Here is a 20,274-nt window from a genome sequence, read left to right as displayed (position 1 = left end):
GCGCGGCGTAAATCACTGTACCTCGACCCGACCAGTCGCTGTACGCGCGCGGTTTTGCGGGCGGTACATATCCTCGACCGAAGCCGCAGGATGATGGAAGATGCCAGGCGTAACCGCGCGCGCGACGTAGGCCAGCGTGACTGTTTCTCGCCCGGACAGATCAACAGCGGCCAGGAAACGGTCCGAGCGGAACTCGGTATGGGTGGCATCTGACAGATCCAGCCAGTCAAGCGACCGCACATCGCCTGAACGCAACAGGCTGGGGTTGTCGATTTCGATCCCGGCGGCAAGTGGATCATCGACCATCAGCCGCGCCCCGCCGCTTTCGAACGGGGTCACAGTAAGAACCGTGACAAACCTTTCGCCGGTTTCAAAGCTGTTGGCGTCAATCGGATCGCCATCCATCGAGTAATACTGTCGTTCGATCGAATAACCGGTGCCGCCCGCCTCTGGCGGAACCTCAGGGATCCCGGTGACTGTCAGGGTGATGTCCGTGGCTTGGCCGTCACTTGCCGTGATGTTGACCTCATCCGCCTGACCAGATTGCAGAACTTGCACAAACGGACCAGACACCTGAGAGCCGTTGACGGTCAAGCCCGATCCAGTCGGATCAGACACCAGCGCATGGGCGGCCAACAGCGACCACGTTGCCTCTTGCGTGGACAATGGGGCGCGACCGGCGCTGACTCGTTGGATCAGTGCGTCGCGATTGACGGCCTCGCTGCCCGCGCCCACGGCAAGGGTCAACAGACCCGCCGCATCCCGCAGGTGCGTGCCATAATCCGCGCGCCAGTAATTTTCCTGCTCATCGGGGACCTGTTCCAACATGCGAGCGGCACGGTTGAACATCGCATCCGCCCGGGTCTGATCGCCATAAGATGCCAGCGCTGCGCCCAATTGTGCAGCTGCCAATGGGGTGTCGAACGCATCCCCTTTGACATCTGCATAGTAACGCAGATCACCCATCGAGGCTGCGCCTTCTCGTGCCAGAACCATCAGGGTATAGGCAATATCCTGACCGCCTTCGTCGAAGTCGGGCGCATAGTTGACCCTGTTTCGAAGGTTATCCATGGCCTGGGCAAAGGCGCGATCCGGCACTGGGTATCCCTGAGCGCGCGCACGGGACAGGAAGTCTGTCACGTAAGCGTCCAACCAGAAATCTCCGCTGTCCGCGCGCCACAGGCCAAAGGCACCATTGGCAGCCTGACGGGTCAGGACGCTGCGAATGGACTCTGTGATGCGCCGATCCACCACCGGACCGTCCCCCAGCCCCGAGGCTTGCGCGACGGATGACAGATAAAGCAGCGGCAGGGCTTTGCTGGTGATCTGTTCCGTGCAGCCATAGGGGTAACGGTTCAACTGATCCAACAGACCGGGCGTGTCGAACTTTGCCAAAGCTCCGGCAGATAGGATGGCCTTGGCCGAACCGGGCTGGAACCCGTCAAATACGTCCTGCGAAAACAGGAAACTGTCGTCGGCCCCCAACGCGAAACGTCGTGTCTGTGCAATCACCGGATCGTTGGCACGTATGGGCATGCGCAGGGTTTGCGACAGGTCGCGACCGTCCGGTGTGGTGATCGAAACACTGATTTCGGGATCGCCAACAACGCTGGCTGTGACGGGGATGTCAAAGATCGCCTTGCCACCGTTTTCCAACACAAAGCTGGTCGGTGCCGCGCCCAGCTCCAATCCACCGGAAGCCGTCAGACCAAGTGCCATCTCTCCGGGTGTGCCATCGGCCTGAACGATCTCAAGCCGCATTCGGCTTTGATCTCCGGGGGCAAGGAAGCGCGGCAGGCTGGCGGTGACGACCACCGGATCGCGGACGATCATATCGGTTTCGGCCTGCCCGACCGCTTTGGGTGACCACGCGACAGCCATCAATCGGACAGTGCCATTAAAGGCGGGCAGGGGGATGTCCACCTCAACCTCTCCGTCCGGGCCGACCTGAACCGGGCCGCTGAACACGGCCATCAAGTCTTGCGTCGGAGGCGGGGATTGGCGACGCAAGCCGTTGTCGGCGTCACCGCCGGAACGGACGGTGCCCATCGCTCCGGTCATGCCGTCGATCAGGCGCCCATAAACGTCGCGTAGATCCACGCCAAGACGGCGTTGCCCATAGTAATATTCCTGCGGATCCGGGCTTTCGAATCCAGTCAGGTTCAGAATGCCCACATCTACTGCAGCCAGTGTCAGCCAGACAGGGTCATTCATCGAGGCGTTCTCGACCCTAACACGGGCCTTTTGCGTTTGCCGTGGAGATGTGACCTCGGGCACATCAATTGCGACGTCCAGCTTGCGATCTGCTGGATCGATGGTGGCATGTGCTACACCCATCGCACGCGCCGGGTTTTGACCTGCTGCGACGTTCATCGGACGGATGACCGTGGCGGTGACATACGCCCCCGCGCCCCAATCTTCGGTCACTTCGATCGGGATCACGGTTTCACCTTCCGGCACGTCCACCATCTGGCGATGGATCAGCCGGTTCGACAGGATTTCGATCTGGGCAACGCCCGCCATGCGTGGGACGATCCGCAACTGCGCAGTATCACCTGCGCGATAGGTGTCACGGTCCAGCGACATCTCAAGCCGGTCCGGTGTAGTTGACGCATCCGCGGCCTGATACCAGCCTGCATAGAAATCGACGGCGGTTTCGGTATATGTGCCGTCGACGCGCTGGACGACCAGTTCATAACGGCCCCAATCCACGGGCTGCGCCAGAGTCAAAGGATCGGTAGAGATGTCCACTTCGCCGGTGGCAATGCGCGTGCGGCGGGTTGTCGGTTCCCAATTCCAGTTGCCGTACAGCTGATACCACTGATACCGCGTCTCGACCCGGTTCAGAGTCCAGCGCAGGCGCATAGGGCTGGGCGTTAGATCAGGAGCGAGGGCGACGATCTGAAACGCAGCTTCGGTACCTTCGGGAACAACCTCTTCGAACAAAGTTTTGACACCGATCACCGGTTGCGGTGGCAGGACCGGGGTAGACAGGCGACGTTCAACCGGACGGCCAGAGCCATCGGTCAATCGTGCGATGATTTCAGCCTCAATGGGCTTTCCTTCAGTCTCTAACACTGGAATTTCGACGGCTACGGTGGCCTGTCCCGCCGCATCCGTGCGCGTGTTTCCGAAATACGTGCTTTTGATCACGGCCTCAGCATCGTAGCGGCCAAAGCGGTAACCTTCGTACCCCGGAACGGTATCCGCGGCGCGCGCGATGACCTGTCCGTCAATGCTCAGGTCAGATCCCGGCGCACCAAAAAGATAGCGCGCATCTATGGAAAGCGGTGGGCTGTCGCCGGGCCGCAAGGGCGCGTCGGGTAGGGACAGATCGAAATCGATACGTTCAGGCAGAAAGTCCTCGACCAGTACCGTCTGACGCGCCAGCGCATCGCCTTTGGGATCAGATTTAATCTCAATCTTCCATGCCCCGCGCGGTACGTCGACGGCGACAGGCAGAGCAAAGACATGCCCCCCGGCAACGCCCCCGTCCGAGACAGATCGACGGTATTCAACCCCGTCCGGGCGATACAGGATCGCGGTGAGGGGCAGCCCTTCGCTCGCCTGTGCTTCACCATCTCGGGACAGCGCTGTGACATGGATGACCTCTCCGGCACGATAGGCACCCCGGTCCGTGGTCAGGAAGACATCAACCGGCCCCGCAGGCGCGCGGCCTTCGACGCCACGATCCGACAGGTCAAAGGCGGGATCGGTGAGGGACAAAAAGCTGAAATCGCTGTCCCCGGCAGAGGCCATCACCAAGGCGGGTGCACTGGCCCCTTTGCCGCGGATCAGGCCTGGATCGAATCTGGCATAGCCGGTTTCATCGGTCCGCGCGGTTGCAATGACCGCGTTCGCATTTGTGACCAGCGAAACCTCGACGTCCTGACGCGGTGCCGCATCGCTGAGGCCGCGCACCGTTACGTGCAGCCCATCGGTGCCAAGCGCGGTGCTGATCCCCAGATCGGACAACACAAACCACTGCGTCGCGCCGGGGTCGTCATAAGGATCGGCCCCCGGAACACGGGCCGTCAGCGCATAGATGCCTGCAGGTTGGCCAGCGATGGCCTCTGCCATGGGAAGGCGCGCTGTCATGGTTTGGTTCAACTGATTGGATACCTCGGCAGTGCCGGCCCAGATATCCTCGGCAATCTGGTCCGAGAATTCCTCTTCCTGCCATTCACTGAGCGGACGGCCAAAGAAGTCCTGTTGCACCGCGCGCAACAGGTTCCGGTCGCTGACCCGCCGCAGGATCAGCTCCAGCTCAGTAACGTTGACCGTTTCGACCGGCAAAGCCGCATCCGCAGATTTCGGAAGAACATAGCTGCGTCCGGGAAACCGAACCGACGGTGTGCGGTCGCGTACATAGTGGGTCAGCTCAACGTTGCGATTCAATGCCTCACCCGATGCGGCAGGCAAACCTTGGCGTAAAGTCAGGCGATAGCGCTGGCCATGCGCGACCCCATCTACGCAAAGCTGCTTTTCGTCGACCTGAACAACCAAGCCGGTGTCATTGCGCTGCACAAAGGGATCGTAGTCAACACCGGCCTTGACCAGAGGTTCCGAAAACTCAACACAGATCCGGGGCGCGACCGCGTCGCTCTCGACCGAGGTATCGACCACTCGAAACCCGTATTTCCCGATTGCATCATCAAGCGCGGCCAGTACGTCCTCACGCGGCTGAAGCTGTTCGGCCAGCCGAAGAGCGGGGATCATGTCGCGGCCACGGTCCACGGCTTCCAGAGCGTTGGCCAAAGTCATCAAGGCCGTGATTTGTGATCCCGTGGCCTCGGACCGCAAATAACCATTGATCGCGGCATTCAGTGCACGGTTTCGAAGATCGCGCCGCTCGTTCCAGCCTGAGGGATTAATGGTCAGCAACAGGCGCGCGTATTCCACCCAAAGATCCGGTGCATCGCTGAGAGACACGGCAACACCGGTCCATTGCATCGCTTGTGTCGCACTGCTCGCGCTATTCGCCGCGTCCAACACAGCTTGCAGGTCGTAACCGCCGGCAGGATGTAGGAATCCCAGGTTGCGCGCCTGATCTGTCGCCCGATTCAAATCAGCAGAACCCAGCACGCTCAACGCCGCTGCACGGGTTTTGCCCAATATCAGAGCCTGTTCTGAGGTCGTTAACTTTTGCGCGGAAAGCGCCCCTTGATACGCCTCTTGCCGGGTCACCCCGTCCTTGGGAAAGCAGGCATCGGATCGCGTGTTATAGGTGAAAGCTGTGCAGCGATCATTGGCCGAGCAAGCCCGAATGCATGATTTCAGATCTGTGTCAAACAGCGCATCCAGATCTGACCCATAAAAATCCGTATCCCGAGTGGTGATATAGCGGAAGTCAGGCACGGCGTTCTGCGCCAGAGCGGTGACGGGCAGGATCAAGAGTGAAAAGATATAAGTTATTGAAATAAAAACAAAGCGGTGCATGCTGCCCTCCTCTTTGTGCTCAGCCTTGCATGGCGCGCGCCGGTTGCGCAACGGCTTAAACAGTTTTTCATTCTCTGCCGCGATGCTGAAATCTGTACATCCCGGAAAAGATCACGATGAGTCTTGCACAAAAATTGGCACAGGAGCGGCGCGCGCGGCTGGCCGCCGAGCGTATGTTATCGCTGAAACAGGCCGAGCTTTCGGCGGCCAACCGGAAACTCGGCCAGCATGCCATGGCTTTGACCAAACGTATCGGTGAAACACAGGCCGAGGTCGAAACCGTCCGGGATGAGAATGAAAAGGTCAAATCCGATCTGACCGTAGCTCATGCCAAGATCGAGGTGGCAGAACGTCGTCTGTGGCACTCAATTCAGACCATCCAGGACGGTTTCGCTTTTTTTGACTGCGATGGTCGCCTGATCGGGGCCAACACCGCCTATCTAAGTGTTTTCGATGGTTTGGATGAGGTGGTGCCCGGGATAACCTATCCTCGAATTCTTGAATTGCTGACAACCGAAGGCATTGTTGACATTGGGGATGAAACCGCTGACGCGTGGCGCGCCAAGATGCAAATGCGTTGGAACCGTGCCAATCCGCTACCGATCGTGTTGCAACTGTGGAATGGGCAATACATTCGTCTGATCGACCAACGGGGAAGCGGCGGCGACGTTGTCAGCCTTGCGCTTAACATCACGGCTTCGGTGCGACATGAGACTGAACTGACAGCAGCGCGTGAACGGGCGGAGGCGGCCAACCGTGCCAAATCTGCGTTCTTGGCTAACATGAGCCACGAAATCCGCACTCCGATGAACGGCATCGTCGGGATGAGCGAGTTGCTGGACGAAACCCCTTTGAATGAAGAACAACGCTTGTACGTCAATACGATCAGAAACTCAGGTGAAGCCCTGCTTGTGATTATCAATGACGTTCTGGATTATTCGAAAATCGAAGCTGACAAACTTGTCCTGCACCCAGAACACTTCGACCTAGAGCGCTGTATTCTAGAGGTTGCGATGCTGTTGCAGCCCAGCGTACGCGACAAGGGTCTGACATTGCTGGTAGATTATGATCTATTCCTACCCACTTTGTTCGTCGGTGATCCGGGCCGGATTCGGCAAGTTTTAACCAACTTGGTTGGCAATGCGGTCAAGTTCACGTCCGAAGGGCACGTTTTGATCCGTGTTACTGGCGTGCCTCATCCAGATGCACAAACCTGCGATATTCACGTAGCCATCGAAGACACAGGCATCGGAATCGAACCTGAAAAAATCGGCCAAATATTTGGCGAGTTCAATCAAGTTGAAGACGAACGCAACCGCCAGTTCGAAGGTACGGGGCTAGGGTTGGCCATCACCAAACGCCTGATTTCCATGATGGGCGGTGCTGTCTGGGTCGAAAGTGAGATGGGGCAGGGGTCCTGTTTTGGGTTTCGCTTATCGCTACCCACCGCCGAAGGTCCGCAACCCGAACCTCCAGATCTGAAAGATTGTGTGAAACACGTCATGGTGGTCGAAGATCTGGCCGTAAACCGGGCCATCCTTGCGAAGCAGCTCGGCCGCCTGGGTGCGGAAGTCACCGTTTGTACTTCGGGGGGCGAAGCTCTGGCCAAAATAACTGATCGGGTTGAGCTGGTCTTGTGCGATCACGACCTGCCGGACATGGACGGGTTGGACCTTGCAACCTCGCTCAAAGACCGGGGCTGGGGGGATCTGCCTGTGATCGTGATGTCCGCAAATCCCGCTTTGATACACGCCCATCCGGCGCGCGACCTGGTGAGCGGCGTTTTGCAGAAACCAATCCCCCGGTCTGAACTCTATGGCAGGCTGATGGCTCTCAAAGCGTCTTCTACGGCTGATTGCTTGGCCAAACCGAAAATTTATGAGTCTAATAAGGACAAAACCAAAGAAACCAATACCCGTCACATGAAAATTCTCGCGGCGGAAGACAACCGTACCAATCAACTGATCCTGAAAAAGATGGTAAAGGATTTGAATATCGACCTGCGCTTTGCATCGCATGGCCTCGAAGCGGTTGAGATCTATCAGGAGTTCGAACCCGATCTGATATTCATGGATATCTCTATGCCAAAAATGGACGGGAAACAGGCCACCACGGAAATCCGAAGGCTCGAGGTTGAAACCGGCCGACACGTCCCCATTGTTGCCTTGACCGCTCACGCGATGGCAGGGGACGATGAGGGGATCCTATCTGCCGGGCTCGACCATTACCTGACCAAACCTCTGCACAAGACACTCATCCATCAAATGATCCTGCAACATCAACCAGACGACGTGACCCGCGTTGATGAAACCAATCCTGAAGAGATCAGCAGAGGTTGTAGTGACAACAAACAGGATCCTGCTTCATCTGGCTAAAAATACCTCGGGGAGCGCGAGGGGCTGGCCCCTCGCTTCCTTCCGGCCACGCAATCGTTGATCTTTGTTGTTTTACAGATGTTTTCAGGCCGCATAGGGTCTAACAAAGACTGGTTTGTCCTCTTCTGACAGGTCCGCACGGTAAGAGTAACCGCCGGTGTCAAACTCTAACAATGCTTTGGGATCAGTCAGGCGATGTTGGATGATGTACCGCGCCATCGCGCCGCGTGCTTTTTTAGCAAAGAAACTGACGATTTTCGGGGTGCCGTTCTTATCTTCCATGAACACCGGCGTGACGACACGCAGTTTCAGCGCATTTGGGTCAACCGCGCCAAAATATTCCTGGCTGGCGCAGTTGATCAGAACATCGCTGCCAATTTCCGTGCCTTGTGCATTCAGCGCTTTGCTGAGCTGGTCGCCCCAGTAGTCATAAAGATTCTTGCCGCGCCGGGTTTTCAGTTTGCTGCCCATCTCCAGCCGATAAGGCTGAATCGCATCCAGCGGTCGCAGCATGCCGTAAAGTCCCGAGAGGATGCGAAGGTGATCCTGGGCCCATGCCATTTCTTCCGCATCCAGCGATGCAGCCTCTAAACCTTGATAAGTATCGCCAGCAAAGGCCAGCGCTGCAGGGCGCGTGGCCTCGGCCTCGGGCGCGTCCACAAAGGCGCGATAGCGGTCGCGGTTCAGGCGTGCCAGATCGTCGCTCAGGCTCATCAGCTTTTTCAGGTCGCCAAGTGTCAGGTTCCGTGCGGTCTTTGACAGCCGGATCGCGTCATCCTGAAAGTCGGGCTGTGTGACCGCGACGTCCCGCTCTGCCCAATCCAGCCGCTTGGCCGGGGAAATCACTACCAGCATATCCGCCCTCTTTCCTTGCCTGATTTGGTGTATCTAGGTCGTTTTGCGTTTTACCAAAAGAACATTTGTCGAAAGGCGCGGTCGAACGTTGGGAGAGGCAGCGTCTTTTGACACGATTGGGGCGCAAAACGAACTAGCCCGCCTCACGCAGCACGTCCAGAAAGGCAGCGCCAAACCTTTCGTGACGTCGATCACCCAGCACTGTCTCGATCCCGCGCGGATCATCCGGCCGCATCTGCGCCACCTTCGCCAGTTGCGAGGCCGAGCAGGTCAGCGGCTTATCTATCCCATCGGGGCCGCGCGATAACTGAGACTGTACTTCGAGCAAACGATCGTAAATCTCACCTTGGTCCCGCCCCGCCAGTTTGCGGCGGGCTGGGTGCACGGCCTCAACCGCGCCTGCGATGACTTCAAGGAAGGTGTCGCCATAGCGTTCCAGCTTTTTGGCACCAACACCGCCAACACGCGCCATGTCATCCAGTGTAGCGGGGCGTTTTTCAGCCATTTCGATCAAAGTGCGATCAGGGAAGATCACATAGGCTGGCACACGTGCGGTTTCTGCCAAAGCGCGGCGTTTGGCCTTAAGTGCCGACAGCAACGGTGCGTCCTCCTCGGACACCATGGCTTTCACTGCGGGGCGGCGCGTGGCCTTTCTGATCGTGTCCTTGCGCAGGTTGATCTGCGCCTCGCCTTTCAGGATCGGCTTGGCAGCTTCGGTCATGCGTAACGCGCCATGGCGTTCTGGATCAGGGCGGACCAGATCATGCCCCATCATCTGCCGGAAAATCGCTTGCCATTGAGGGCGCGACCAGTCTTTGCCGATGCCCCAAGTGGACAGATCGTTGTGACGACGCGCGCGTATTTTGTCGGTCTCGTTCCCCAGCAGAATATCGATCAGATGGCCCGCGCCGAACCATTCTTCGGTGCGCAGGGTACAGGAAAGGGCCATGCGGACGGGGGTGGTGCCGTCGAAGACCTCGGGCGGCGTATCGCACAGATCGCATTTCCCGCAAGGTTCGGCCTGTTCGTCGAAATAGCCCAGCAGAGTTTGACGACGGCACACCAGCGCTTCGGCCAGACCCAGCAAAGCGTTCAGCCGGGCGTGGTCGGCCATGCGGCGCTCGGGCGGGGCCAACCCTTCGTCTATCTGCGACCGTCGCAGGCGGATATCGTCGGGGCCGAACAGGGTCAGCGTCTCGGCGGGGCCGCCATCGCGCCCAGCGCGGCCAATCTCCTGATAGTAAGCCTCGATGGATTTGGGCAGGTCCGCATGGGCGACCCAGCGGATATCGGGTTTGTCGATGCCCATGCCAAAGGCAACCGTGGCAACGACGATCAGACCATCCTCGCGGGCGAAGCGCGCCTCGACGATGCGCCGGTCCTCGGGATCCATACCGCCGTGATAGTGGCAGGCGGTGTGGCCTTCGTCGCGCAAAGCCTTGGCCAGCACTTCGGTCTTGTTGCGGGTGCCGCAATAGACAATGCCGGATTGACCCTTACGGGCAGCGGCGAAATCGAGGATCTGTTTACGCGGCCCGTCCTTGGCAGCAAAAGCCAGATGGATGTTGGGCCGGTCAAACCCACGCAGAAACTTGTGTGGTTCGATGCCGTCAAACAGTTTTTCGACAATCTCATCCTGCGTCTCTGCATCCGCCGTGGCGGTGAAGGCAGCAAGAGGGACGTCCAGCGCGCGCCGAAGTTCACCGATCCGCAGATAATCCGGGCGGAAATCGTGGCCCCACTGGCTGACGCAATGCGCCTCGTCCACGGCAATCAGGCTGACATTGATCCGGCGCAGCATGCCTAACGCCGACCCGGCCGCCAGACGTTCCGGTGCCATGTAAAGTAGCTTGAGCCGTCCGGCCTCCAAAGCTTCCCAAACCGCGTCGGTTTCTTCAGGTGTGTTGCCCGAGGTCAGCGCCCCGGCCTCGACCCCGGCCTCCTGCAACCCACGCACCTGATCACGCATCAGGGCGATCAGTGGCGATATCACTACGGTCACGCCATCTCGCAGCAGGGCGGGCAGCTGAAAACACAGAGATTTACCGCCCCCGGTCGGCATGATCGCAAGCACGTTTTCGCCAGCGGTCACGGCATCGACAATCTCTTCCTGTCCGGGGCGGAAGTCATCGAATCCAAAGACATCTCGCAGCAAGGGTGCGGAGTCGAACATCTGCGGGGTTGCCCTGTTTTAAGGTTTATCTGCTCTTAAGACAGGACAATCACATACTAAGATTCGGTGAACAAGAGGTCAGTAGAAGAACGCGGCATTGTTGGCGAGGATAATGCGAAGCGAAAACACACCGAGAAGCACAATCAGCGGTGCCAGATCCAATCCGCCCATAGGGGGCAAAAAGCGCCGAATTGGACCGTAGATCGGCTCTAACAAGCGGTTCAGGCCGTACCAAATTTGCGCGACAAGTTGCTGGTGAAGGTTGAGCACCTGAAAGTTGATCAGCCAACTCATGATGACGTGGGCGATGACGATGAACCAGACAACGCTCAGCAACATTTGCAAGATTTCGTATAGAGATTGCATGGGCACTCCGTTCTTTCACCGAAAAGAGACCTAAGCGCCCTCGTTGCAAAGAGCAAGTCTGCGCCAACTCAAAGCTTGCGAATTGAACCAAACCCCCGTCTTATAAACATAACGATAACAGAGGCAGTGATGGCAGAGATTTCCAAACGCAGGCGCATCTGGGGCTGGTGGTTTTTTGACTGGGCCAGCCAGCCATATCACACGCTGTTGGTCACCTTTGTCTTTGGCCCATATTTTGCCGGGGTGGCAGCCGGGTATTACGCGGACAGTGGGCTGGATGCCGAAGCCGCAGCCGCACAGGCGCAAACGGTCTGGGCGAACTGTTTGACGATCACGGGGCTGATCATTGCCTTTGGCGCGCCTTTGCTGGGGGCAATGGCGGATGTGTCAGGGCGGCGCATTCCGTGGATTTTTGCGTTTTCGGTCATGTACGCGGTTGGATCCGGTGCGTTGTGGTACACGATGCCCGATGGCTCGAACATGTGGCTGATGCTGTCGGCCTTTGGGCTGGGTTTCGTGGGCGCGGAATATGCGCTGATATTTATCAATTCTCAGCTACCTGATCTGGGCGACGACAGTGAAGTGGGTGAGATTTCGGGCTCGGGCTTTGCGTTTGGCTATTTCGGCGGCCTGATCTCACTGGCGATCATGTTGGCGCTGTTTGTGGAACAGGCGAACGGCAAAACACTGATCGGGATGGAGCCTGCCTTGGGTCTAGATGCGGCGACCCGGGAAGGCACACGTTTTGTCGGCCCGTTTACGGCTGCTTGGTTCATTCTGTTTATGGTGCCCTACTTCCTGTGGGTGCGCGATGACGCACCAAGTGACAAAACGGGCAGCGTGGGCGAAGCGCTGCGTCTGCTTGCAAAATCAGTGTCTAACCTGCGCCATCGCGTCAGTCTTGCCAGCTACCTCGGCTCGTCAATGTTCTACCGCGATGCGCTGAACGGGCTTTACAGCTTTGGCGGTGTCTATGCGCGGTTGGTGCTAGAGTGGGACCTGATCAAGATCGGTATCTTCGGGATTGTGAGCGTGTTAGCAGCGGCGGCATTTTCCTGGGTCGGCGGCAAGCTGGACAAGAAATACGGCCCCAAACCCGTGATCATCGTTGCGATCTGGGTTCTGATATTTGTCTGCGCCACCGTGGTCATGATGGACCGGACGCAAATCTATGGCATTCAATTGGCCGAAGGATCCAATTTGCCGGATATCGTTTTCTTCGGCTGCGGTGTGTTGATCGGTGGTATGGGCGGCATTCTTCAATCGGCCAGCCGCTCGATGATGGTGCGCCATACTGATCCCGAAGCTCCGGTGGAAAGCTTTGGCCTTTATGGTCTGTCGGGGCGCGCGACCGCATTTGCGGCACCGCTTTTGATCGGAATTGCAACAACCGTGACCGGCAGTGCCCGGTTGGGGGTGTCACCCATCGTTGGGTTGTTTATTCTGGGACTATTCCTGATGCGCTGGGTCAGACCGGAAGGGGATCAGAGCAGATGATTTTAAAGCGTTTTTTGATAATCGTGGCTGCACTTGCTTTGGCGGGTACAGCGACGGCAGAGCCGTTGGCAAAGCAGTTGTTCGGGGCGCAAAGGGTCAATTCGCAACAAAAACCGGCCGCGTTCGGCAGTTATTCGCGCGGATGCGCCGCCGGATCAATGCAATTGCCCGAAACCGGGGCCACTTGGCAAGCTATGCGTCTGTCACGCAACCGCAACTGGGGACACCCCGAGGCGATCGATTACGTGAAGGACCTCAGTAAGTTTGCCGCGAAACAGCCGGGCTGGAACGGTCTCTATATCGGGGATATCAGCCAACCACGGGGCGGCCCGATGACGTCGGGCCATCGGTCCCATCAGTTGGGTCTGGATATCGACATCTGGATGCTGCCCGGGGACAACATGCGTCTCAGCCGCAAAGCGCGCGAGAATATCTCGTCTATTTCTCTGCGTCGCGCAAATGGGGCTTTTGTCAACGGGAACTGGACGAAGCAGCACCATGCTGTTCTGCGCGAAGCCGCCAAAGACAAGCGTGTCGCGCGTATTTTCGTCTTTCCCGGTGCTAAAGTGCAAATGTGCAAGGATGAGAAGGGTAACCGCGCCTATCTGCGCAAGATCAGACCATGGTGGGGGCATCACTATCATTTTCACGTCCGTCTGAAATGCCCCCGAGGGTCGAAAGGTTGCGTCAATCAGGACCCGCCCCCCAAGGGCGATGGCTGCGCTCAGGCGCAGGAATGGGTGAACAACATCCTCAATCCGCCGCCACCTGACCCGAACGCCCCAGCCCCCAAGAAACGCCGGGAATATGTTCTGGCTGATTTGCCACAACAATGCGCCGCCGTTTTGCAATCCAACTAAGCGTCTTTCTGTTTGCGGCCACGGCAGCTGTGGCGGTCGAAATCAAGTCCGCCACCCATCTGCACAGTTTTGAATGGAATAATCCGGCGGATTGGTTTGGTGGGTTTTCGGCGCTGCACGTTCTGGGCGACGGTCAACAGATACTGGTGCTGAGCGATCGGGCCAGAATAGCCACGGCCCGCGTCGAGCGGGACGGAGACCAGATCACCAGCATTCATGTCTTGGATCAATGGCGGGTCTTGTCCAGTCAGGGGCGCATTATGAAAGGTGGTGTCGGCGACTCCGAAGGGCTTGCGCTGGCACCAGATGGTGGGCTCTATATCTCGTTCGAAGGGGTGCACCGGATCGCCAATTATCCAGAGCCAGGTGCCAAGGCGCGAGTTTTGCCGCGACCCCCGGGCTTTAACGACCTCGCTGACAATGGGTCTTTCGAAGGTCTTGCAATCGATGCGCGCGGCCAGCTTTACACATTGCCGGAAAAGAATCGCACCAAAGGCGGGGACATTCCGGTTTTTCGTTGGGATGGCGACGCGTGGTCAATTCCCTTTGTTTTGCCGCAACGCGATGGCTTCAAACCTGTCGGTGCCGACTTCGGCCCGGACGGAAAGTTTTATGTGCTCGAGCGTAAGCTGGGTTTTGTCGGCTTTCGCTCGCGGCTGCGTCGATGGGATGTGGCCGATGACGCACCCAGCGCCGAAGAGGTCCTGCTCGAAACAGCAAAGGGCGCGCATGACAACCTCGAAGGGCTGTCTGTCTGGCGCGACGGTCAGGGCCGTTTGCGGGCCACGATGATCTCGGATGACAACTTTCTGGCTCTGCAGCGAACCGAATTGGTGGAATATCTGCTACCCGATTGACAGAGCCACGGCAAAGGTCTAAACGCTCGGCTTGCCTTGGGACGGTCCCTTGGCCAAGTCGCCGCTACCTTGTCAAAACGGGCATCAAAACATGCAACGCGCTTACATTCCCGGCATCATTGCCATGGCCGCCATTGTTGTGGCCTCAAACATCCTGGTCCAGTTCCTGATCCTTGACGGGCTGTTGACCTGGGGTGCTTTCACTTATCCGTTGGCCTTCCTGGTCACTGACATCATGAACCGCGTTTATGGCTTGGGTCCGGCCCGCAAGGTCGTTTTCGCCGGGTTTGTCACCGGCATCATCTGTTCGCTGATCGGCAGTCAGATCATGCTGCAAGGCGACGGGTTTGAATACGCCGCCGTACCGCTGCGGATCGCAGTCGCCTCGGGCACAGCATTCCTGATCGCGCAACTGACTGATGTTACTGTGTTCAATGCCATGCGCGGCGGCCGTTGGTGGCGCGCACCCCTGGTCTCGACGCTGGTTGGATCAGCGCTCGATACCGCCATCTTCTTCACCATCGCCTTCTCGGCCTCGGTCACGTTCTTCGGTGCCAACGCCGACGCCGCGATCAACTGGGCGTGGGAGCCTGTGCCGTTTATGCTGTCCGGCCCGATGGCCCCGCTGTGGGTGACGCTGGCTTTTGCAGACTGGCTGGTGAAACTGTCACTGGCGCTGATTGCTTTGATCCCGTTCAAAGTCATTGTTGCCCGGCTGACTGCCGCACAGCCTGCGTAAAAAAGTGCTTTGAGAATGGCGCATCTTGTGTCAGGCTCAAGGTTAACCGCAACAGATAGAAAAGGAGGTGATCCAGTGTCAAGAAAGAGATTGGAGAGAGGTGTCGGAACAACCGGGGGGAAAGCCTGCTAGGGCAGCCCTTGGCGGAGCGCTCGCTCCGGCTGGTCGATTGATCTAACCGACCCGACCTCCTGAACTTTCGAAGGGCCGTCCCAAAAGGGGCGGCCCTTTCTGTTTCCACCCGTGCCCTGTAAGGTCCGGCCCATGTTGCGCATCACCGACGATATCATCCTGCAAGACTGGGAAATGACCGAGAGCTTTGTCCGTTCTTCCGGTCCCGGTGGGCAGAACGTCAACAAGGTTTCCACGGCTGTTGAACTGCGGTTTGAAGCGGCACGGTCCCCCTCTTTGCCGGATCCGGTCAAGAACCGATTGAAACGGCTGGCCGGGCGGCGCTGGACCAAAGAGGGCGCAATCATCATCCAATGTGAAGAAACCCGTTCTCAGGCGCGTAACCGTGAAATTGCCCGGGCACGGCTGGCCGAACTGATCACCCGCGCGCTCGTTAAACCCAAACGGCGCATCGCAACCAAGCCGACCTATGGGTCGGTCAAGCGCAGGTTGGCGGCCAAGAAGGCGCGCGGCGACGTCAAAGCGCTGCGGGGCAAGGTCTCAGAAGAATGATCTGGCATCTTTTCGATGCGTTGTTACTCTGCCCCTGACAGGCAGGAGTGTAACGCCATGAGGCTGGAGGGAAAAACCGTAATCGTAACCGGTGGCGCATCCGGGTTCGGCGCAGGGATCGTGCAGAAGTTCCTGGACGAAGGCGCGCGCGTCATGATTGCGGATATCAATGGCGAAGCGGCGCTGGATCTTGCGAACACACTCGGAGAACGGGCAATCGGACACCAGGTTGACGTTGCAGACGGGGCTTCGGTTCAAGCCATGGCAGATGTCGCAAAGCGTCAGTTCGAAAATCTGGACATTCTGGTGAACAACGCAGGTGTCACGCATTTGCCGACCCCGCTCGAAGATGTCGCCGAAGACGATTTCGACCGCGTGTTCAATGTAAACATGAAATCGGTCTATCTGACCGCCCGCGCGTTTGTCCCGGCGATGAAAGCACGCGGGGCAGGTGCGATCCTGAACGTGGCCTCAACGGCTGGGTTATCCCCGCGTCCCAACCTGAACTGGTATAACGCCTCAAAAGGCTGGATGATCACGGCAACCAAGACCATGGCCGTGGAACTCGCCCCGACCGGTGTGCGTGTGAACGCGATCTGTCCTGTGGCCGGAGAAACACCGCTGCTGAAATCCTTCATGGGCGAAGACACGCCCGAGATTCGCGCCAAATTCCTGTCGACCATCCCGCTGGGCCGTTTCTCCACACCAGAAGACATGGCCAATGCCGCCTGTTTCCTCTGCTCGGACGAGGCCAGTATGATCACGGGTACAGCGCTTGAGGTTGACGGTGGCCGCTGCATCTGATCCGCTCTTCATCTGGCCAAAAATACCTCCGCCGGAGGCAGCGCGCTTGCGCGCTTTTCGGCCTGAACATCGAAGCAAAAAATGACCCCCGGACCCAAAAACCTGATCACCGATATCCCCGGCCTGATGGTCGGCAACGCGCAGGACGACACGCTGAAATCCGGCGCGACAGTCTTGACGGCGCAGGCTCCTTTTGTGGCTTCGGTCCATGTGATGGGGGGCGCACCCGGGACGCGCGAAACCGATCTTCTTGCACCAGACAAAGCCGTGACACATGTGGATGCGATTGTATTGTCTGGCGGCTCTGCCTTTGGCTTGGATGCCTGTTCCGGCGTCTCAGACGGGCTGCGCAAAAGGGGGCGCGGGTTTCCGGTCGGCGACGTCACTGTGCCGATAGTCCCCGGGGCGATCCTGTTTGATTTGCTCAACGGTGGTGACAAAAACTGGGTTGAAAACCCCTATCGTGCCTTGGGTCGCGCAGCGTACGAGGCAGCGTCGGATCAATTCGATCTCGGCTCAGCAGGCGCAGGCACCGGAGCCTTGGCTGCGATGCAAAAAGGCGGGCTGGGCTCTGCTTCGTGTGTTCTGGACAGTGGCACCACTGTTGGCGCGCTGGTTGCAGCCAATCCGTTGGGCAGTGTGACCACACCGGGTGATCAACATTTCTGGGCGGCACCTTTTGAAATCGGCAACGAATTTGGCGGTTTAGGGCCTGATACCAATGCCGCTCTTGGTACTCCGCAAGAAAGCCGCAAGGCGCAGGCGATGAAATCTGCAGACCCGGCCAAGACAAATACGACCATTGCCATCGTCGCAACCGATGCAGCCTTGACCAAGCCCCAATGTCAGAGGATGGCCGTTGCCGCCCATGACGGCATTGCGCGTGCGATTGTGCCCGCCCATACACCGGGCGACGGCGATCTGGTGTTTGCCGCCAGCACCGGCGTGCGACCCTTATCAACCGAAGCGGAGCTGGGGCTGATTGGTCACGCTGCTTCGATTTGTCTGGCACGGGCCATTACGCGGGCGGTGTATCTGGCGACACCGGCCGCAGGCGACCTTTTGCCCTGCTGGTCCAGGGTACATGACATAAGTTAAGGACATCCCATTTGTCGCAGTGGCACAGTAAGCCTGCGCGGCAATCTGCGCGTTGACTCTTTTTTGCGCCGAAGGTCCATTCGGTGCAGCAAATTTGTATCGGAGCAATAGCTATGAATCGCATCCTCGCTACCGCAATTGTCGGCCTTCTGGCCCTGCCCGCCTATGCTGAAGGCGATGCCGAAGCCGGTAAGAAAGCCTTCAACAAATGCAAGTCCTGCCACCTGATCGCTGACCCGGAAGGCGAAGTGATTGTCAAAGGCGGTAAGACTGGCCCGAACCTGTATGGCATCGCTGGCCGCACCGCTGGCACATATGAGGGCTTCAAATACGGTGACAGCATCGTTGCCGCAGGCGAAAAAGGCCTGGTTTGGGACGAGACAACCTTTGTCGAATACTCGCAAGATCCCAAAGCTTTCCTGAAATCCTATCTGGATGACACTGCGGCCAAGTCGAAAATGACCTTCAAGCTGAAAAAAGGCGCTGAAGACGTCTATGCCTATATCGTCAGCGTTTCGGGCGAATAAGCCTTAACGCAAGATGCAACAGCACAAGGACCAAAGGCCGCAGCCCCTGCGGCCTTTCGTGCGATTGATGCCGGGGCAAATCACAGCCACTTTGGTATCAGACAGGTGGTTTCCACCCGTCGCACAGCCAGACCGATCCGGCGGCAGCTAAACTCACAACAACCGCCCGGTAAATGGACTGGCAGCAGGAGAGGACAGATGGGAATTATGATCCCGGCCTGGGTCGATGGCGAATTGACCCCTGTGGACAAGCTCGAAGCGCATGAAAAAGGGCTCAAGCACAAGGCTGTGTCCGTGTTTGTTGTGCGCGGAACGGAAATTCTGCTGCAACGTCGCGCAATGGGCAAATACCACACGCCCGGCCTGTGGGCGAATACCTGTTGCACGCATCCGGATTGGGATGAAAGCTCGTCGACCTGTGCGGTGCGCCGTTTGCGTGAAGAGCTTGGGATAACCGGTCTCTATCCAGAATACCGGCACCGTCTTGAGTACCACGCGGATGTCGGCAACAACATGGTTGAAAACGAAGTTGTCGACGTCTTTCTAGCCCATGTTCGCGGGCAGCTAAAGATCGAGCCTAACCCTGACGAAGTCATGGATATCCGCTGGATCGACTATCATGATCTTCTGGCCGAAGTGACCCGTCACCCGGATCGTTTCACGCCATGGCTCAAGATCTATCTGCACAAATATGCTGACACGATTTTTGGCCCTGATCTGATCATTTCTGCCAAATCCTGATGCAGTTGGGCAAACCCTGCCTTGCAAGGTCGGCGCAAGCCGCCTAAATCAACGCGTCATGGCCAAGCAGAAGACAGACCCGAATTACAAGGTAATCGCCGAAAACCGGCGCGCCCGCTTCGATTACGCGATTGAAGAGGATATCGAGTGCGGCATTGTCCTGGAAGGGTCCGAGGTCAAGTCCCTGCGCGCTGGCGGGTCGAACATTGCGGAAAGCTATGCTTCGGTAGACGACGGGGAACTGTGGCTGATCAACAGCTATATCGCGCCTTACGAGCAGGCCAAGGTGTTCAAGCACGAAGAACGTCGTCGTCGTAAGCTGTTGGTGTCACGCAAGGAACTGTCGAACCTGTGGAATGCGACCCAGCGCAAGGGGATGACGCTGGTGCCGCTGGTCCTGTATTTCAACCACAAGGGTCGGGCGAAGATTAAAATCGGCATCGCCAAAGGTAAAAAGATCCACGACAAGCGCGAGACGCAGGCCAAGCGCGATTGGTCACGTCAGAAGCAGCGGCTTTTGAAAGATCACAGTTAGATCGCGTTGGCTTGGTGTGACCGGGTGTAATCTGCTGCGTTGCCTACACTTGCGGAAAAGGTCGGCAAGCGGCCCGTGATGCCCTATGGCTTTGCCCTTAAAGATGGCTTTCGCCATTCGAACCGTTCCACAGCGCTGTCCAGCGGCACTTCCGTCAATGCGGCCGTGTAGTTGCTGACGACCTTGTTGGCGATGCCCAAAACAACCTCTAGCGCGTTTTGCGGAGTGTATCCGGCGGCCAGAAATTTTTTCAGGTCGGCTGGCGCGATGCTGCCCCGGGTGCGTACCATGGATTTGGTGAATTCATTCAGCGCATTGAGCTTTTCGTCGGGCAGTGTGTCGCCCGAGCGCAGGCTTTCCACTGCATCAGGCGTCAACCCGGCCATTCGCGCCAATTTTGTGTGCCAGGGAACGCAATACTCGCAGTTGTTCTCGAAATTCACGGTTAGATACACCACTTGCTGCTCTGCCGCCGTCAGTGTTGTTTTGGCAAACTCGTCCAGACAATCCAGGTGGGTCTGAAGCAATTGTGGGGACAGCGCCATAACGCCCTGCAAATTCGGAATCACCCCGTAGTCTGCTTTGGCCTTGTCCAGGAATGGCTTCGCGTCTTCGGGTGCGTTGTCGGGAGTGAGGACTTCAAAAGATGTCATAGCGCTTCCTGCAGGGATTGCGTTGCACGTCAGCCCACGCCAGCGGCGCAGACATGTTTCGGAAAACAATT

The 20,274-nt window shown here is 58.0% G+C and carries 16 protein-coding genes; 11 read left to right on the top strand and 5 right to left on the bottom strand.

Features of this window, described 5'->3' with window-relative positions:
* Positions 1–12 precede the first annotated feature (12 nt).
* A complete protein-coding gene (locus ACXADZ_RS16645; protein WP_475198046.1) occupies positions 13–5,439 on the bottom strand; it encodes an alpha-2-macroglobulin family protein in 5,427 nt (1,808 codons plus the stop codon).
* 116 nt (positions 5,440–5,555) lie between these two features.
* On the opposite strand from ACXADZ_RS16645, the gene ACXADZ_RS16640 reads away from it, so the two are divergent.
* Complete coding sequence (locus ACXADZ_RS16640; RefSeq protein WP_475198044.1) at positions 5,556–7,814, top strand: response regulator; 2,259 nt, start codon at positions 5,556–5,558, stop codon at positions 7,812–7,814.
* An 84-nt stretch (positions 7,815–7,898) separates the two neighbouring features.
* On the opposite strand, the gene yaaA is transcribed toward ACXADZ_RS16640, so the two are convergent.
* The 3 genes from yaaA to ACXADZ_RS16625 form a co-directional block, all read right to left on the bottom strand.
* Positions 7,899–8,669, bottom strand: a complete 771-nt coding sequence (yaaA, locus tag ACXADZ_RS16635; RefSeq protein ID WP_171670750.1) for a peroxide stress protein YaaA — start codon at positions 8,667–8,669, stop codon at positions 7,899–7,901.
* Between the two features lie 133 nt (positions 8,670–8,802).
* Positions 8,803–10,842, bottom strand: coding sequence for a DNA helicase RecQ (gene recQ / locus ACXADZ_RS16630; RefSeq protein ID WP_475198042.1), 2,040 nt, complete (start codon positions 10,840–10,842; stop codon positions 8,803–8,805).
* A gap of 78 nt (positions 10,843–10,920) precedes the next feature.
* Positions 10,921–11,208, bottom strand: a complete 288-nt coding sequence (locus tag ACXADZ_RS16625; RefSeq protein WP_171093104.1) for a YggT family protein — start codon at positions 11,206–11,208, stop codon at positions 10,921–10,923.
* Between the two features lie 129 nt (positions 11,209–11,337).
* Between ACXADZ_RS16625 and ACXADZ_RS16620 the strand changes: the two genes are divergently transcribed.
* The 10 genes from ACXADZ_RS16620 to smpB all read left to right on the top strand — a co-directional run bounded on the left by ACXADZ_RS16620 (position 11,338) and on the right by smpB (position 19,550).
* Positions 11,338–12,705: an MFS transporter gene (locus tag ACXADZ_RS16620; RefSeq protein ID WP_475198038.1), complete on the top strand. Its 1,368-nt coding sequence runs from the start codon at positions 11,338–11,340 to the stop codon at positions 12,703–12,705.
* On the top strand, positions 12,702–13,565 hold the full coding sequence (gene mepA, locus ACXADZ_RS16615) for a penicillin-insensitive murein endopeptidase (RefSeq protein ID WP_475198035.1): 864 nt from the start codon (positions 12,702–12,704) through the stop codon (positions 13,563–13,565). The genes ACXADZ_RS16620 and mepA overlap by 4 nt, the downstream gene beginning before the upstream one ends.
* Positions 13,538–14,422 (top strand): esterase-like activity of phytase family protein, encoded by an 885-nt coding sequence (locus ACXADZ_RS16610; RefSeq protein WP_475198033.1) that lies wholly within the window; start codon positions 13,538–13,540, stop codon positions 14,420–14,422. The genes mepA and ACXADZ_RS16610 overlap by 28 nt, the downstream gene beginning before the upstream one ends.
* A gap of 91 nt (positions 14,423–14,513) precedes the next feature.
* Positions 14,514–15,161: a queuosine precursor transporter gene (locus tag ACXADZ_RS16605; protein ID WP_475198031.1), complete on the top strand. Its 648-nt coding sequence runs from the start codon at positions 14,514–14,516 to the stop codon at positions 15,159–15,161.
* Positions 15,162–15,425: 264 nt separating this feature from the next.
* The gene (arfB, locus tag ACXADZ_RS16600; protein ID WP_475198029.1) at positions 15,426–15,845 is read left to right on the top strand and encodes an alternative ribosome rescue aminoacyl-tRNA hydrolase ArfB; all 420 of its coding nucleotides are present in this window, start codon (positions 15,426–15,428) and stop codon (positions 15,843–15,845) included.
* A 57-nt stretch (positions 15,846–15,902) separates the two neighbouring features.
* Positions 15,903–16,649, top strand: coding sequence for an SDR family oxidoreductase (locus ACXADZ_RS16595; protein ID WP_475198028.1), 747 nt, complete (start codon positions 15,903–15,905; stop codon positions 16,647–16,649).
* 81 nt (positions 16,650–16,730) lie between these two features.
* Entirely contained in the window at positions 16,731–17,747 is a 1,017-nt protein-coding gene (locus tag ACXADZ_RS16590; protein WP_475198026.1) for a P1 family peptidase, read from the top strand.
* A 113-nt stretch (positions 17,748–17,860) separates the two neighbouring features.
* Complete coding sequence (locus ACXADZ_RS16585; RefSeq protein ID WP_171093120.1) at positions 17,861–18,274, top strand: c-type cytochrome; 414 nt, start codon at positions 17,861–17,863, stop codon at positions 18,272–18,274.
* 198 nt (positions 18,275–18,472) lie between these two features.
* Positions 18,473–19,015 (top strand): isopentenyl-diphosphate Delta-isomerase, encoded by a 543-nt coding sequence (idi, locus tag ACXADZ_RS16580; protein ID WP_171093122.1) that lies wholly within the window; start codon positions 18,473–18,475, stop codon positions 19,013–19,015.
* Between the two features lie 58 nt (positions 19,016–19,073).
* Positions 19,074–19,550, top strand: a complete 477-nt coding sequence (smpB, locus tag ACXADZ_RS16575; RefSeq protein WP_171093124.1) for an SsrA-binding protein SmpB — start codon at positions 19,074–19,076, stop codon at positions 19,548–19,550.
* 83 nt (positions 19,551–19,633) lie between these two features.
* Here the strand turns inward: smpB and ACXADZ_RS16570 are convergent, their stop codons facing one another.
* Entirely contained in the window at positions 19,634–20,203 is a 570-nt protein-coding gene (locus tag ACXADZ_RS16570; protein WP_475198021.1) for a carboxymuconolactone decarboxylase family protein, read from the bottom strand.
* Positions 20,204–20,274 lie beyond the last annotated feature (71 nt).

The sequence above is a fragment of the Ruegeria sp. ABM4_193 genome (genome assembly GCF_056158705.1).
The sequence above is the reverse complement of the archived record's forward strand: the minus strand, read 5'-3'. Positions and strand labels throughout refer to the sequence as shown.